This window comes from Winogradskyella sp. KYW1333, assembly GCF_003335675.1.
In the GTDB taxonomy this organism is placed as follows: Bacteria; Bacteroidota; Bacteroidia; order Flavobacteriales; family Flavobacteriaceae; genus Winogradskyella.
In genome coordinates, this window is record NZ_QPHL01000017.1 from 325362 (window position 1) to 342316 (window position 16955).

The window sequence follows — 16955 nt, forward strand, 5'->3', positions numbered from 1 at the left end:
GGCCAACAAAATTAGCTATTATATGTAGTTTTTATTGCTTATATTTGTAGTAAATACTGTTAAAATTAATTTAGATGAAACCTATACAAGCTAACATAAAGCACCTCAGGTCTTTAAAGAAGTTATCTCAAGAGCGCTTTGCAGATGATTTGGGATGGACGCGTTCTGTAGTTGGGTCTTATGAAGAGGGAAGAAGCGAACCACCTATAGAACGTTTGATAGACCTGTCTAATTATTTCAATATTCCTATAGATATTTTGGTGCGTAAAGATTTACGTAAAGCAAAGGACACTTCGTTTATAGAAGTAGGGAATAAGCGTGTGTTATTTCCTGTAACGGTTAATGAAGACAATGAGGATTTGATTGAGATTATACCTGCAAAAGCTTCGGCAGGCTATTTGTCTGGTTATGATGATCCCGAATATATAGAACAACTTCAAAAGATAAAGCTACCCTTTCTACCTACAGGAACACACAGAGCATTTCCGATTAAGGGTGATTCTATGTTGCCAGTTAAGGATGGTGCATTTGTAGTCGCGAAGTTTGTTGAAGATATTGAGGATATTAGAAATGGAAAAACGTATATCGTTTTAACTAAGAACGATGGTTTAGTTTATAAACGCATATATCTTACAGACGATGATAGTAATGACTTATTATTAAGTTCTGATAATAAGGCTTACAAACCTTACCTAGTTTCTAAAGAAAGTATATTAGAGCTTTGGGAATTTACCTGTTGTATCAATACACAAGAATACGATGAAAAAGAATTAAAACTTAGTAGTATAATGACGATGTTTCAAGAACTTAAAGTAGAACTAGAAGCTGTAAAACAACTGTAGAATGAGGCAAACCATAAGATGGGGAATTATTGGCTGTGGTGATGTTACCGAAATAAAAAGCGGACCAGCATACAAAATGACTGATGGTTTTGAGTTGGTAGCTGTAATGCGAAGAAACCTAGAACGGGCTAAAGATTATGCAAAACGACATGATGTACCGCTTTATTATAATGACGCTGACAAATTGATTAAAAATCCCCAAGTTGATGCCGTTTATATTGCTACACCACCAGATACTCATCATTATTATGCATTGAAAGTAGCAGAAGCAAGCAAAATATGCTGTATTGAAAAACCTATGGCACCGAGTTATACAGAGTGTCAAGAGATACAAAATACTTTTGAAAAACAAAGCTTACCATTATTTGTGGCCTATTATCGTAGGTCGTTACCACGATTTAATAAGGTAAAATCCCTTTTGGAAGAGCATGTAATTGGAGATGTTAGACATGTGAGTTGGTATTTAAGTCGAACAGCAAGTAATCTGGATAAATCGGACATCTATAATTGGCGAACTGATGCTAAAATTGCGCCAGCGGGCTATTTTGACGATTTAGCAAGTCATGGTTTAGACCTTTTTGCTTATTTATTTGGTGATTTTAAAAGTGCCAACGGTGTATCAGGAAACCAACAGAACTTATATAGTGCAGAGGATATCATTTCAGGATCATGGGAGCATGAGTCTGGTGTCGTTGGAGCTGGTATGTGGAGTTTTGGAACTTATAAAAGAGAGGACAAAGTTAGAATTATTGGAAGCCAAGGCGAACTTTCTTTTTCAATTTTTGGAGAAGTTCCTATAGGAATTACTGTGCAAAATCATCATGAGAATTTAGTTATTGAGAACCCTAAGCATATTCAACAGTATCATGTTGAGAATATGGTAAAACATTTAAATTCAGATTTTCAACATCCTTCAACTGGGAAAACTGCAACTCATACAGCTTGGGTAATGGATAAGATCTTAGGTAAAATCTGAATAGTATAAGCATCAAATTATTAGTCAAAAAGTACTTAACTTCGTATTTCATGTATTACAAATGAAGTACAACCAGATTCTTATTTTACTATTGAGTTTATTCTATAGTTGTGGTAAAGATAATGTGCCATATAAAGATGGAGCCACTACATTATTTACAAATATCCCATCGAGTCATTCCAACATAGATTTCATAAATAGTATTGAAGAAACAGTAGATTTCAATTTCTTAAATTACAGTTATATCTATAATGGAGGAGGTGTTGCAGTTGGAGATATAAATAATGATGGATTAGAGGATATTTACTTCACTTCAAATCAGAAATCCAATAGATTATACCTTAATAAAGGCAACTTTATTTTTGAGGATATCACTGAAGACGCTGATGTTATGGATGACCAAGGTTGGTCCACAGGGGTAACTATGATTGACATTAATAACGATGGTTGGTTAGATATTTATGTTTGTAAATCAGCCTCTATAAAAAATAGAAAGGCAAGGCAAAATAAGCTTTATATCAACCAAAAGGACAATACTTTCAAAGAGGAAGCTGTAAAATATGGCCTTAAGGATTATAGCTTTTCAACCCAAGCTTACTTTTTAGATTATGATAAGGATGGCGATTTAGATTTGTATCTTGTTAATCATAGTCTCGATACTAACAAAGATTTATATCTACAACCTCAGGATCTACCAAGTATAACAAAAGATGACATAGATCGCTTATATCAAAATAACGACGGCACATTTAAGGATGTGACAAAATCAGCAGGAATTTCGTTTGAGAAGGCTTGGGGTTTAAGTGCATCAATAGGCGATTTTAATAATGATACATGGCCGGATATTTATGTGGCTAACGATTTTTTTGAACCAGACTTTTTATACATCAATAACCAAGATGGTACATTTACCAATTCTGTTCTAGACGCTTTTAAGCACATTTCTAATAATAGTATGGGCTCTGATTTTGCGGATATTAATAATGACTTAATGCCTGATCTTATAGTATTAGACATGTTAGCCTCAGACAGAAAACGAGGTAAGGAAAATATGGCATCGATGGATATAACTAAGTTTAATCACATGGTTAAACAAGGCTACCACCATCAATACATGTCTAATATGTTGCAATTGAATAATGGAAATGGCACCTATAGTGAAATTGGTCAATTCTCAGGTATTGCAAAGACAGATTGGAGTTGGGCACCCTTAATTGCTGATTTTGATAATGATGGTTATAATGATGTGTTTATTACAAATGGGATTGAAAAGGATATTGCGAATCAAGATTTTAGAAGAACAATGCTTAATAAAGATTTAAGCACTAACAAAGAAGAAAGATTTACAGAAGCTCAGGAATTAATCCCATCGGCTAAGTTGGCCAATTTTATGTTTGTAAATAATAAAGATTACACATTCAACGATTCATATTCAAAATATGGTTTTGGTGAAAAATTGAATTCTAATGGCGCATCTTACGCTGACTTAGATAATGATGGTGATTTAGATTTGGTATTGAATAACCAATCTGACATGGCTTCAATATATCGTAATAATTCTAAATCTAACTTTTTAAGTATAGACTTAAAAGGACCTAAATATAACATCAATGGAATTGGTACAAGAGTTGAACTTTATGCAAAAGATACCAAGCAGCTTAGAGAAGTATATGCAAGTAGAGGCTACCAGTCTTCGGTGAGCAATCAAATTAATTTTGGTCTTGGGTCATTTCAAAAGATTGATAGTATTAAAGTCACTTGGCCCGAAAATAAATCTCAAACTCTAACCAATATTAATACTAACCAAAAATTGACTATTGATTATTCAAATGCTGAGAAAGATTTAAAATCAGAGAATGAGAGTGTAAAATTGTTTGAGTCTGTTTTAGCTGATGAAATAGGGATTGATTTTAAACATAAGTCAGTTGATTTTAACGATTATGAAATACAATTATTATTACCGCAAAAGCAATCTAAAATAGATAATGCGCTTGTAGTTGTAGATGTTAATAATGATGGATTGGAAGACTTTTTTGTTGGGAATACTATGGGATTTACATCTGAATTATACATTCAAAAAAGTGATGCAACTTTTAGAAAAAGTAACCAGAAATTATTCGAAAAGGAAAAAGCTTTTAATGATAATAACGCACATTTCTTCGATGCTGATAATGACAATGACTTAGACCTATATATAGCTTCTGGGAATTATAGTTTAAATGAGGCAAATCCTTTACTTCAGGATAGATTATATATAAATGACGGGAAAGGAATTTTTTCAAAAGGAAAACTGCCTGTAATGCTAACGGTTACCAAGGCTATTGCATCGGGCGATTTTGATAACGATGGTGATTTGGATTTATTTATAGGTGGGCGTGTGGTTCCAGGGAAATATCCTATATCACCAAAATCTTATCTATTAGAAAATATAAACGGTAATTTTATTAATGTAACATCAGTCAAAGGAGATGAGTTGAACAATCTTGGTTTGGTAAATGATGCTATTTTTTCAGATTACGATAATGATGGTGATGAGGATTTAATTGTTGTTGGTGAATGGATGCCGGTTAGTTTTTTTAATAATAATGAAGGCATTTTTATTAAGGTTAATCAGGAATCAGATATTAAAACAGGTTGGTATCAAACTATACGTGCTATCGATTATGATAAAGATGGTGATGAAGACTTTTTTGTTGGGAATTATGGCGAGAATAATAAATTCCATCCAACTCAGGACGAACCATTACACATATATGCTAATTATTTTGATGATAATAAAAGCTATGATATCGCATTGAGTAAGGAAGATAATGGTGACTTATATCCTGTGAGAGGAAAAGAATGTTCATCGCAACAAACACCATTTCTAAATAATAAAATTGGAACTTACAGTGAATTTGCTAACTCAAATATTATTGATGTTTATGGTAAGGATAATATTGATTCAGCCTTGCATCTAGAAGCCACAACATTCAGTTCTTATTTTATAGAAAACAACGGGGAAGGGAATTTTGAATTTGTACGATTGCCAAGTGAATCGCAATTTGGACCAACATTAGATTTTGAATTTTTAGATTTGAATCAAGATGACAAACTAGAAGTAATTGGAATAGGTAGTATATATGGCGCAGAGGTAGAAACCATAAGATATGATGCCTCAAATGGCTACATTTTAACCCATAATAATGGAAACAGTTCAATATTTAAGGAATTAAGTAACATTACCGATAAGGAGGCCAAGGCAATGGAACAAATTAATATAAAAGGCATACCTCATATATTGATATTGAATACAAGCAATGTGTTAAGTTTATATCGGATAAAATAAAAACGCCAAACTTTAAGTTTGGCGTTTTTAATAAGTAATTATTATTTCTCTAATCAGCTAATACAATTAGCTTATTATCTTTCAATTCAATTGTACCTGAATTAATAGCTAACCAAACACCTCTATCAGACTTAGTAAATTTATCTTCTACTTCCTCTTCTAACTGAATGTTACTGCCAGCTACTTTTACATGACCTTCTTTTAGAATAGATACAATAGAAGCGTGATTTTTTAACATTTCAAACTCACCATTAACACCTGGAACAGCGACAGAGTCTACTTCTCCGCTAAATAAGGTCGCTTCAGGCGATACAATTTCTAAATACATAGTTCTGAAATTTTAAATTAAGCTTCAGCAAGCATTTTCTCACCAGCTTCAATAGCTTCTTCAATAGACCCTTTAAGGTTAAACGCAGCCTCTGGTAAGTGATCTAATTCACCATCCATTATCATGTTGAAACCTTTGATAGTTTCTTTAATATCTACTAAAACACCTGGTATACCAGTAAATTGCTCAGCAACATGGAATGGTTGAGATAAGAAACGTTGTACACGTCGTGCACGTCCTACAGCTAACTTATCTTCTTCAGATAATTCTTCCATACCAAGGATAGCAATAATATCTTGTAATTCTTTATAACGTTGTAACAACTCTTTTACTCTTTGAGCACAATCATAATGATCATCACCTAAGATGTCAGCTGTTAAAATTCTAGATGTAGAGTCTAATGGATCTACTGCTGGATAAATTCCAAGCTCTGCAATTTTACGCGACAATACAGTTGTTGCATCTAAGTGAGCAAACGTTGTCGCAGGTGCAGGATCTGTTAAATCATCCGCAGGTACATATACTGCTTGTACAGATGTAATAGAACCTTTCTTAGTTGACGTAATACGCTCTTGCATCGCACCCATTTCAGTTGCTAATGTAGGTTGGTAACCTACCGCAGAAGGCATACGACCAAGTAATGCAGATACCTCAGAACCAGCTTGTGTAAAACGGAAAATGTTATCTACGAAAAAAAGTACATCTTTTCCTTGTCCATCACCAGCTCCATCACGGAAATATTCAGCAATTGTTAAACCAGATAAAGCAACACGAGCACGTGCTCCAGGAGGTTCATTCATTTGGCCGAATACAAATGTAGCTTTTGAATCCTTCATAGCTTTTTTATCTACTTTTTGAAGATCCCAACCGCCTTCTTCCATAGAATGCATGAAATCGTCACCGTATTTGATGATACCAGACTCTAACATCTCACGCAGTAAATCGTTCCCTTCGCGAGTCCTTTCACCAACACCAGCAAATACAGAAAGACCACCATGACCTTTCGCAATATTGTTAATCAATTCTTGAATCAATACTGTTTTACCTACACCAGCACCACCAAATAAACCAATTTTACCACCTTTTGCATATGGCTCAATTAAATCTATTACTTTAATTCCTGTAAATAAAACCTCAGTAGAAGTTGATAAATCTTCAAATTTTGGAGCTTGTCTATGGATAGGAAGCCCATCTTTATCAGTTTTTGGTAAATCACCTAACCCATCAATTGCATCACCGATTACATTAAAAAGACGTCCATAAACATCTTCACCTATTGGCATCTGGATTGGTACGCCAGTCGCAACAACTTCTGTCCCTCTGCTTAAACCATCTGAAGAATCCATTGCTATAGTTCTTACTGTATCTTCACCAATGTGAGATTGTACCTCTAATACTAAAGTAGAACCATCAGGTCTTGCTATTTCTAATGAATCATAAATTTTTGGAAGTTCTGCGCCAGAAGCGAATTCAACATCGATAACCGGACCTACAATTTGTGCAACTTTACCTGTAACTTTTGACATTACTTAATTGTTTTTGTTTTGCTTTAATTTAATTCTGAAAAACAATGTGTTTTTCGCGCTGCAAAGATATAGTTTTATTTAAAAAAACTGCTTGTTTTTGAGATAAAAAAAACACGCTTTATTGAAGCGTGTTTTTAATTTAATTATTTATATAAATTTATTGCAATAAAGGAGAATAATTAGTCACAAAATCGTCTGCTCGAGCTATGTTACCCGAAGCTTCAAAATTAGAACCATAAGTTGTGTCTATAGCTTGCAAGAAAGCATTTGCCATATAGGCATAACCTCTAGAAGTAAGATGGATACCGTCGAGACTTACAAGGCCTCCAAAAACTAAATCTGCGGTATGAATAAAATCGTCAAAAACAATACCGGTACTAGCGGCTTCTTCTAAAATAGCATTTACATCAACAAATGCCAAACCTCTAGAGCTTGCAACTGAAGAAATGGTAGAGTTATATGAGTCAACAGCCGTAATAATTTCTATTTGTTCTTCTGGTGTTAATATCCACTGGTCTGCTAAGGGTACCGACACTCCATTAATTAATGTAGGGTTTCCTCCTACTGTTGTACCAATGACACTGGCCGCTGGTAAAACCACTAAGTCGTTTGCCGTAGCTTGTCTATAACTTGGTATGCCAAATGCAGATAGATCAGTTAAATTTTCATCTTCAATCACGACAGCATTATTACTTGATGCTGTAAAATTTATGGTCCTTTGAGCTACTTCTTCTGCATCTAATAACCCATTACTCTGTGCAAATAATAAGCCACCATTATAGGCAGCAAATCCACCGTTTACTAAATTTGCAGTGGCTTGGTCTAATGGTACAACATCATGACCAACTGCTGTAAAATAAGGTAAACTTGAAACATATGGGATATTTGTAACTACACCCTTAGCTCCGTTTGCTGTAAGGCCATCAATTATTGTATTAAAGGCAAATTCAAAAGTTAGAGGATCAGTAATTTGATTAATTGTTTCATCACCACCTGCAGTTGCATATCCCAAAACGTCATTACCACCAATCAAATCAGCAGTAAAAAAACTTGGGTTTTGTGCAACAGCTAACTCTAAAATAGTGGCGTTTGGTGTATTTCCAGTAACCCGTACCGCATATGGATTAGCATTAGGTAAATTAGCAATATTTCCGTAACCAGGTGCTATAAAATGAAAACTTTTTGCTCCTGGCATTCCTAAATTATTAAAAGGTCCTGTAGGATTATTTAGAACAATATCTGTCCCTACGGTTACTGGCCCAACTACAGATTCTAATGGTACCGGTCCTGCACCGCCAAAAACTAATCTTGGACCAGAAATTCTTACTCCTCCTGCTGCAAGTCCACCATAATTATCACTTACCAAGGGTTGTGTAAAGTTTCCTCCACCAGCATTAGCAAACATATCTGCAATTATTTTTGGAAATGAATTCTCTTGTGCGGCAAGAAACACTGAGCCATCGCTAAAACCAGCCGTAAATGAAGGTCCAAATGCCACGTAATTTGAAAAGTCGGCTGTTCCAGAAGTAAGCTCTGGTAATGGCTCGGTATCAGTATTACCTCTGTTTCTAAGATCATCTAAAGTTTCATTTTCACATGCTAAAAATCCAATAGCTAGAAAAGATAGAATTATATATTTAAATTTTTTCATTGTCAATTTTATTATAAGTTATTTATAGTTATAGATGCGTAATACATTGACCCGATGAAACCAGTTCCAAAAGCTGTAAAATACTCATCTTGTAATAAGTTGGTTGCACCAACTTTTAATGTAGTTTTTAAACTTGGTATTCTATAATTAATTTGTGCATCTAAAACACTATATGCTGGTACTTCACCGTCACCAAAAGAGGCTTCCCAGAAGAAATTGTCACTCCATCTCCAAGAGGTATTAAAACCAAAGTTCTTAAACAACTCAGTTTTACCAAACGACACTTTTACTTTATGCTCTGGTGTATTAAAGTTTGTCCTAAAATCTGGATTAGCTTCCGTGTCAAAGTCTAACTTAGCATATGTGTAGTTAGCACTTAAATCAAAACCGTCTAATACTTTGGTAGATACTTGAATCGCCGCGCCGTAAGAATTTACATCTTCATCAGCATTAGTGTAAGTTTGGTAAGCTTGGAAATCACCATTTGCAATTGCAGCTACCGCTAACGGAGTGCCATTAGGAAGTGTTTGACTTAAACCAACATCTCCATAAAAAGGTGATATAACAGTTTCATTAGCTAAGAAATCTTGGTATTGATTATAATAAGCCGATGCATCAACAATTACACCACTAAATTTGCCTCGATATCCTAATTCATAAGAAGTAACTTGCTCAGGTTGCGCTAAGTTTGAATTTGCTACTTCTAGCGCCGCAGGGTTTCCTGTTGCAGCAAACGCACCAACAGAGTTTGCGAAGAACGAGTTGTTATAAGCTCCAGTACCATTAACTTCTAAACTAGTCTGTCCTGTTATTGCAGTACCGGTAGGGCTTAAATCATAGTTTCTAATATCTCTTGCTGGATTGTCTGGCGCACCTCCAACTAAGATTGCACGCCCAACATCTAGACCAATATATAAATCTTGAGTTGTTGGATTTCTAAATCCAGTTTGGAAAGAAGCTCTAATGTTGTGATCTTCATTAATTGTAAAACCAGCAGATAATCTTGGAGAAAAGAAACCGTCAAAAAGTTCGTTTTTATCATAACGTAAAGACCCTGTTAATTTCAACTCTACACTTTCTGAAAGCTCTAATGATTTTTGCAATTGTGTATACAATCCAAATTCATCATAATTAATTGGCCCATCAATATCAGTGTATATTGTTCCAGAAGAATTAAGGCTATATCTTCTAACCGATCCTCCAACCTGAATTTCTGCGAAATCTACCAGATCACCAAAATTATAATTGAAGTCACCATGATATATCTTAGAGTTATCTTGGAATTTTGACCCTGTACTTAAATCAGGATCATTTACACTACGATTAAAAGCGGCTTGATATTCTGGAGTTCCTGGTAAAAATCTACCTGTATCTGCGGCCTGTCTGGCAGCAATATGGGCCGCTTCGTTAGTTGCACCACCTAAGGTAGCACCTGCATAAGCAGCAACATATTCTCCGAACCATGTATTATCATCTTTCCATGCTCGGTTAATATTTATACCCGTGAATACCATATCATAAGAATCACCGGCTTTATCTTCTGTGACATAACCTCTAACAAAAAAGTTGTCATTTCTAATTTCTAATTTATGTTGTTGTAAAAAGAAATTCTTAATATTATAACGGTTTGCACCTTGGTAAATGGTATTACCTGACCCTATTTTACCAACATATTGGATTTCGAAATCATTTTCCCATGGGCGATAATATAATCCCCAATCGGCCTTAATACTTTCGGCATTATAATTTGTAAGGTCTCTTTCGTTATAACCAGTTCTACTTACGTTTACAGAAGGAACAAGTCCTGAAATACCTGCTGGTGCTAAGCCTAAATCTTCTAAAGCCTGAGCAACACCATTAATATCAGTACTTACTTCATCACCATAAACGTTGATGCCGTCATAATCAATATCAGCCCTAGTCAAGCCACGATTTAATTTATCTTCTTCACTAGTTGCAGCCCAGTCAGTACCTTTTAAGTAGCCAAAGTTAACTTTAGCAGCAAATTTATCACTAAACTTATAGGCCATTCTTATACCTAAATCAGTATAATCATTATCACCCGCAGCTTCTTGAGAAGTAATACCTCTTTTAATATAACCGCTGATGCCTTGGAAATCAAATGGGTTTTTACTTCGCATAAAAAGAATACCGTTAAATGCATTTGCTCCATAAAGTGCAGATGATGCACCGGGTAATAGCTCGACACTTAGGATGTCAGTTTCAGTCATACCAAGTAAGTTTCCTAATGGGAAGTTTAGTGCAGGAGCAGAATTATCCATTCCATCTACTAATTGCATAAAACGTGTATTTGCAAACGTTGCAAAACCTCTAGTATTAATAGATTTAAACGTTAAACTATTAGTATTAATATCAACACCTTTTAAGTTTTCTAAACCATCATAGAAATCTACCGAAGCAGTATTCTTAATTTCTTTTAGACCAAATCTTTCTACTGTAACGGGTGATTCGAAAATCCGTTCAGGTGTACGAGATGCTGAAATTACCACTTCATCTAATTCGTTACCTTCTACTAATGAAACATCAATTGTTTGATTGTTTGATGTTACTTCGATTATTTGTTCCTTAAATCCCGTGTATGTTACACGGATTGAAAATGGAGGTTCTTGGTCAGCCGTCAGTGTATAATTTCCATCAAAATCTGATGACGCACCTGATGATGTACCTACTACTACAACATTTGCTCCGGGTAAGGGTAAGCCGGAATTGTCTGTAATTTTACCTTTTACTGTGGTTTGTGCAAAGGAAACCACACAAAAAAGCATCGCTAAAAGCTTTAAAGTTGTCTTCATTTTAGAGAATTAGTTGTTTATTTAAAGGGCAATTTAACTAAATATATGAAAACACAATGAGAATTTCGTAAAAATGTATGCGCGCATAACATGTTTTGGAAAAATTAAGGCCCTTAATTTGCTACATTCTCAAATAAAGGGCCTTGATTCTATATTTAATCTAAATTATTCTACAGTTACAGATTTAGCCAAGTTTCTTGGTTGGTCAACATTTTTATCTAACATGACTGCAATATGATATGACAATAATTGAAGTGGAATTGTGGTTAATAAAGGACTGAAACATTCTAGTGTCTCAGGAACTTCAATAACATGGTCTGCTAATTCTTTAACACTTTTATCACCTTTAGTAACGATACCTATTATTTTACCTTTTCTAGATTTAATTTCCTGTATGTTACTAACCACCTTTTCATAGTGTCCTTTTTTAGTCGCTATGACAACAACTGGCATTTGTTCATCTATTAATGCAATTGGGCCATGTTTCATTTCTGCTGCAGGATAACCCTCTGCATGTATATAAGAAATCTCCTTCAACTTTAAGGCACCCTCAAGTGCAACTGGGAAATTAAACCCTCTACCTAAATAAAGAAAATTAGTCGCATGTTTATAAATATCAGCAATGGTTTGTACATAGCCATCCGATTTCAAAGCTTCTTCTACTTTTGCAGGAATTGTTTCTAATTCTATTAAATGATGCCTGAATTCTGAACTTGTAATTGTTCCTTTAGCTCTTGCAAGTCTCAGTGCCATGAGACTTAGCACAGTTATTTGAGTTGTGAATGCCTTTGTAGATGCAACTCCAATTTCTGGACCAGCATGCGTATACGCACCAGCATTCGTCTCTCTAGCAATAGAAGAACCAACGACATTACATACTCCAAAAACAAAAGCACCTTTTGATTTTGCTAATTTTATAGCGGCCAAAGTGTCAGCAGTTTCACCAGATTGCGAAATAGCAATGACAATATCGTTTCCCGTAATCACAGGGTTACGATATCTGAATTCAGAGGCATATTCCACCTCAACAGGAATTCTTGCAAGATCTTCAAATATATATTCAGCAACCAAACCAGCATGCCAAGAAGTACCGCACGCAACTATTATTATCCTATCTGCTGCCAAAAACTTTTTCATATTGTCCTCGACACCTGCCATTTTAATAATGGCTTGATTAGTTAATAATCTTCCTCGAAAAGTATCTCTTATAGCTTCTGGTTGTTCATAAATCTCTTTAAGCATGAAATGATCAAATCCTCCTTTTTCAATTTGTTCAAGATTTAATTGTAACTCTTGCATATATGGATCAACTAAAGCATCATCCTTAATTTTTCTGACCTTAACTCCTTTATTTCTTCGGATAATTGCCATTTCTTCATCTTCTAAATAAATAGCGTTTTTCGTATATTCAATAAATGGTGAAGCATCACTAGCAATAAAAAATTCATCTTCTCCAATACCAATAGCCAATGGGCTTCCTAATCTAGCAACGACTATTTCGTTGGGTTTGTTTTTGTCAAAAACTGCAATTGCATATGCACCTACAACTTGATTTAAGGCAATTTGAACTGCCTTTCCAAGTTTGGTGTCCTCATTCTTTTTTACATCCTCGATAAGGTTGATAAGAACTTCAGTATCTGTATCAGATTTGAATGTATAACCACGTTTGCTCAACTCTTTTTTTAAGGCATCATAATTTTCGATAATACCATTGTGAATTATAACTAAATCACCAGAGTTGGAATAGTGAGGATGAGAATTAACATCATTTGGAACTCCGTGAGTTGCCCAACGAGTATGTCCAATGCCTAGACTACCAGAAGTAGAAATCTCATCTTCCAATTTATTTTTTAAATCAGAGACTTTTCCTTTGGTTTTAGATAATTTGATGTTTGTTCCGTCATATAGTGCAATACCCGCACTATCATAGCCTCGATATTCTAAACGTTGAAGTCCTTTAATTACTATTGGGTAGGCCTCTCTATAGCCAATATACCCTACAATTCCACACATAGGTTAAAGATTTAGTTATTTGGTTCAGTGTAGTATATTTCTAAATACACTCTTTTTGTTTCATCTTCAGTATTATTACCATGTAATATAGTACCGCGTGGAGTAATGACCGAACTCAATGGTGAGGTTAAATCTTCATCAGATGAGATTACTGGTCGTTGAGCAAAATTTTCTTCTAAATTTACGTTGAGTGTTGTTGATAAACCCAATTCTACGTTAGTAGAGTCTCTCAAAAGTAAATTATTAATATGCTCAGTAATTTCTAATTTGTATTTAATGCCTTCTCCGTCAGGTTCATCGTCAAAACGAACAAGTGGACCTAAATGGTTAATAACTGAAAGCGAAGGTATTGCATTTACAATTCCATCTAAAAAATAATCTATCAACGGTGTTTTATTCTCTATATCATACACATACAGTCGATTTGGTTCGTTGCCTTCAACTTGGTCTTGATCTACATAAAAGACCAAATTAGCTTCATTTACCAATCGTTTTGATTTAATAAATTTACCATCTTCATCTGTCTCAACGAAATCATTTTTCCATGTTTCAAAAGCATTGAATGTGTCGTCATCCTCGTCTAAATCAGCACCTTCAAAAAACTTCAATTTGGCAATAGACCCATCACCCCCTTTAATATAAAGTCTGCTGTCACCATTGACTTCATCCCCATCTGCTAAAGTTAAGTTGAAATCGTTTTCAATAAAGCTTACTCTATTAGGTCCAAAGGTCAATTGGAAAGTTGATTGCTCAGTAGTTTCTTCACTATCTTCATCGGCATTTTCATTATCTCTGGTGTAATACAAGGTGATATTTGAAGATACAGTACCAACATTTAGAATTATAAAACTTCCTTCATCATTAACTGGTTCAGCTTTGAAATATATTCCCCTAAAATATTCAGCTAAGTTGTTTTGACTACTTAAAACCGCCTCACCTTCTTGATCTAAGATTTTCTCTTGCCAAAAATCTGGTTTTAAAACAAGTCTAATACCGGGTAATAAGGTTTGAATTACTTGAGGATCTTCATCTTCATCATCTTCTGTGTCTGGCTCAGTCAGTGTATAAACCTCATTTGAAATGGTAACAATATTTTCAGTATTAACAGTTCCATCCTCATTTAGGTATTCGATTGGTGTGCCTTCAAGAAGTGTTTCCGCTATAGGTGAAGAATCAGCAATGGTCTTATTTGAAAAATAAGATTCAGACTCATTAAAATCCCCATCTGGCACAAAATCTCTTAAGAAGTAATCGCTTTCAAAAAGACTCAGTTTAATGGGCTTATCACCTATCACAGAATCCAATTTGTAAATCAGTTCACCTTCATCATCAAATTCGGTTGCACTCGAAAAAAACGGGATATACATTACGACAGAATCTAAAACTACATTTTCTCCAAATATTGGAGAAAAAGAAGAAGGGGTAACCTGAGAAACAAAACTAGCTGTTGATCTGCCATAAACATCATCATAAATTCCTAAAGAATTTATTCCTAAACCATCAGATTGTACTGGCCCAAGGCGCTTTGAATAAGCTATAATATTGAAACTATCTTTCTTAATAGTGAAATCTGTTGCAATGTCTGAATTTACAACATCAGAATCTAGATTAGCAAAATCTTTATCACAAGCAATGAAAGATATAAATACCAAACTAAATGTAAATAATTGGAGGGCAATTCTATATTTTTTCATAAGTATATTAACCGTTGAGAACAGTGTTTGAATAGAACTCTGTGTATGGGTCTGCAAATTCTTCAAGTGAGTGGTATTCTAAAACTGGTTTTTCTAAACTATTTAAGTAATCATCTAATTCAGAGGGTAATATTTCAGAACCTCTTATTACAGCATCAGAATTATCAATTGCCACTTTCATTAGGCTAACATAATCAGGATTACTTAAAGGTTTTGTAGCCTCAGCATCTAATCCATCAAAATCGACCTTTTTTATCATGTCTTTGTTTAACGTACCATCAAAGTTTTGATTGTATACAGAGGTAACTATTTTACTTTCTGTAAATAATGGTTCGGTTTTATAAAATTCTCTTAAATAAAGAGGCAATAAGGATGCTAACCAACCATTAACATGAATAATGTCTGGAGCCCAGTTAAGTTTTTTAACTGTTTCTATGACACCTTTTGCAAAAAATATTGCCCTTTCATCATTGTCTGGGAAAAGGTTGCCATCTTCATCAGTCAATGTTGCTTTACGTTTAAAATACTCCTCGTTATCAATAAAATAAACTTGTATTCTTTCTTTTGGAATTGAGGCTACTTTAATAATGAGAGGCATATCTAAATCATTAATCACTAGATTTATACCAGATAACCTGATTACTTCATGCAACTGATGTCTTCTTTCATTAATATTACCAAAACGAGGCATAAATATTCGTATTTGGCCTCCTTGCTTATTTACCATTCTGGGTGCTTCAAACGACATTGAAGAAATTTCTGTTTCTGGTAAATACGGAACTACTTCAGAGGACACATACAAAATTCGTTTATCTTTCATAAATCAGCTGCTTTTAAAAATTCAAAATAAAAAACATGCAAAATTACAAAATTTTGTGCAGATTGCCAGTAAAATATTAAGTTTGCACGCGTTAAATTTTACTAAGAGAATTGAAAATTTATCATAAAAAAAATAATTTGTCAACTCATATCGACGAGTTAAAAGAAAAGGATAAGGGCATTGGTTTGGTTCCTACAATGGGTGCACTTCACGAAGGACATCTTTCATTGGTCGAAAAGGCTTTAAGTCAAAATGACATCGTCATTGTCTCAATTTTTGTAAACCCGACACAATTTGACAATAAAGAAGATCTTTTAAAATATCCGAGAACACTTCAAAAAGATGTTGCTCTTTTAAGCACAGTTAGCGAAAAAAAAATAATTGTTTACGCACCAAATGCTGAAGATATTTATGGGCAAAAAGTAATCTCAGATGCTTTTACTTTTGATGGTCTAGAATATGAAATGGAAGGCGCTTTCAGAGATGGTCATTTTGATGGCGTAGGTACTATAGTGAAGCGCTTGTTTGAAATTGTTAAACCTCATAAAGCTTACTTCGGTGAAAAAGATTACCAGCAATTGCAAATAATCAAAAAATTGGTGGAATTACTTGATATACCAGTTCGTGTTATAGGTTGTTCAATTCACAGAGCAGTTGATGGTTTGGCAATGAGCTCAAGGAATACAAGATTAACAAATCATCATAGAGAAGTAGCACCGTTTATATACAGAACTTTAAAAACTGCCAAAATACAGTTTGGCACAAAAAGTGCTAAAAAAGTTACGGAATGGGTTGAAAAGCAATTTAAAATGCAACCATTGTTACAATTAGAATATTTCACAATTGCAGATACTTCAACCTTAAAACTAGTAAAAAGAAAGTCAAAAGAAAAAACGTATAGAGCGTTTATTGCAGTTTATGCAGGCGATATAAGATTAATAGACAATATCGCTTTAAATTAATT

General features: G+C 34.3%; 11 protein-coding genes. 4 read left to right on the plus strand and 7 right to left on the minus strand.

Going from position 1 to position 16955, the window contains the following annotated elements; all coding sequences use genetic code 11:
- Positions 1-74: 74 nt before the first annotated feature.
- The 3 genes from DUZ96_RS11280 to DUZ96_RS11290 all read left to right on the plus strand — a co-directional run bounded on the left by DUZ96_RS11280 (position 75) and on the right by DUZ96_RS11290 (position 5146).
- Complete coding sequence (locus DUZ96_RS11280) at positions 75-842, plus strand: LexA family transcriptional regulator (RefSeq protein ID WP_114302040.1); 768 nt, start codon at positions 75-77, stop codon at positions 840-842.
- Position 843: 1 nt separating this feature from the next.
- Entirely contained in the window at positions 844-1818 is a 975-nt protein-coding gene (locus tag DUZ96_RS11285; protein ID WP_114302041.1) for a Gfo/Idh/MocA family protein, read from the plus strand.
- A 61-nt stretch (positions 1819-1879) separates the two neighbouring features.
- Entirely contained in the window at positions 1880-5146 is a 3267-nt protein-coding gene (locus tag DUZ96_RS11290; protein ID WP_114302042.1) for a VCBS repeat-containing protein, read from the plus strand.
- A 49-nt stretch (positions 5147-5195) separates the two neighbouring features.
- Here the strand turns inward: DUZ96_RS11290 and DUZ96_RS11295 are convergent, their stop codons facing one another.
- From DUZ96_RS11295 to DUZ96_RS11325, 7 genes are all read right to left on the minus strand, one after another.
- Positions 5196-5474 carry a hypothetical protein gene (locus DUZ96_RS11295; RefSeq protein ID WP_114302043.1) on the minus strand — a complete coding sequence of 93 codons (279 nt, stop codon included), beginning with the start codon at positions 5472-5474 and terminating at the stop codon, positions 5196-5198.
- A 17-nt stretch (positions 5475-5491) separates the two neighbouring features.
- Positions 5492-7000, minus strand: coding sequence for a F0F1 ATP synthase subunit beta (atpD, locus tag DUZ96_RS11300; RefSeq protein WP_114302044.1), 1509 nt, complete (start codon positions 6998-7000; stop codon positions 5492-5494).
- A gap of 157 nt (positions 7001-7157) precedes the next feature.
- Positions 7158-8651, minus strand: a complete 1494-nt coding sequence (locus DUZ96_RS11305) for a G-D-S-L family lipolytic protein (RefSeq protein ID WP_114302045.1) — start codon at positions 8649-8651, stop codon at positions 7158-7160.
- A gap of 11 nt (positions 8652-8662) precedes the next feature.
- Positions 8663-11464, minus strand: a complete 2802-nt coding sequence (locus DUZ96_RS11310; protein ID WP_114302046.1) for a TonB-dependent receptor domain-containing protein — start codon at positions 11462-11464, stop codon at positions 8663-8665.
- Between the two features lie 165 nt (positions 11465-11629).
- Positions 11630-13477, minus strand: coding sequence for a glutamine--fructose-6-phosphate transaminase (isomerizing) (gene glmS / locus DUZ96_RS11315; protein ID WP_114302047.1), 1848 nt, complete (start codon positions 13475-13477; stop codon positions 11630-11632).
- A gap of 11 nt (positions 13478-13488) precedes the next feature.
- On the minus strand, positions 13489-15171 hold the full coding sequence (locus tag DUZ96_RS11320) for a DUF4270 domain-containing protein (RefSeq protein WP_114302048.1): 1683 nt from the start codon (positions 15169-15171) through the stop codon (positions 13489-13491).
- A 7-nt stretch (positions 15172-15178) separates the two neighbouring features.
- On the minus strand, positions 15179-15991 hold the full coding sequence (locus tag DUZ96_RS11325) for a glycogen/starch synthase (RefSeq protein ID WP_114302049.1): 813 nt from the start codon (positions 15989-15991) through the stop codon (positions 15179-15181).
- A 110-nt stretch (positions 15992-16101) separates the two neighbouring features.
- Here DUZ96_RS11325 and panC point away from each other — a divergent pair, with 110 nt between their 5' ends.
- Positions 16102-16953, plus strand: coding sequence for a pantoate--beta-alanine ligase (gene panC, locus DUZ96_RS11330; RefSeq protein WP_114302050.1), 852 nt, complete (start codon positions 16102-16104; stop codon positions 16951-16953).
- Positions 16954-16955 lie beyond the last annotated feature (2 nt).

Coding starts and splice junctions, on each gene's coding strand:
- glmS (WP_114302047.1), bottom strand. CDS start 13,477: ATGTGTGGAATTGTAGGGTATATTGGCTATAGAGAGGCCTACCCAATA.
- DUZ96_RS11305 (WP_114302045.1), bottom strand. CDS start 8,651: ATGAAAAAATTTAAATATATAATTCTATCTTTTCTAGCTATTGGATTT.
- DUZ96_RS11320 (WP_114302048.1), bottom strand. CDS start 15,171: ATGAAAAAATATAGAATTGCCCTCCAATTATTTACATTTAGTTTGGTA.
- DUZ96_RS11285 (WP_114302041.1), top strand. CDS start 844: ATGAGGCAAACCATAAGATGGGGAATTATTGGCTGTGGTGATGTTACC.
- DUZ96_RS11325 (WP_114302049.1), bottom strand. CDS start 15,991: ATGAAAGATAAACGAATTTTGTATGTGTCCTCTGAAGTAGTTCCGTAT.
- DUZ96_RS11290 (WP_114302042.1), top strand. CDS start 1,880: ATGAAGTACAACCAGATTCTTATTTTACTATTGAGTTTATTCTATAGT.
- atpD (WP_114302044.1), bottom strand. CDS start 7,000: ATGTCAAAAGTTACAGGTAAAGTTGCACAAATTGTAGGTCCGGTTATC.
- DUZ96_RS11280 (WP_114302040.1), top strand. CDS start 75: ATGAAACCTATACAAGCTAACATAAAGCACCTCAGGTCTTTAAAGAAG.
- DUZ96_RS11310 (WP_114302046.1), bottom strand. CDS start 11,464: ATGAAGACAACTTTAAAGCTTTTAGCGATGCTTTTTTGTGTGGTTTCC.
- DUZ96_RS11295 (WP_114302043.1), bottom strand. CDS start 5,474: ATGTATTTAGAAATTGTATCGCCTGAAGCGACCTTATTTAGCGGAGAA.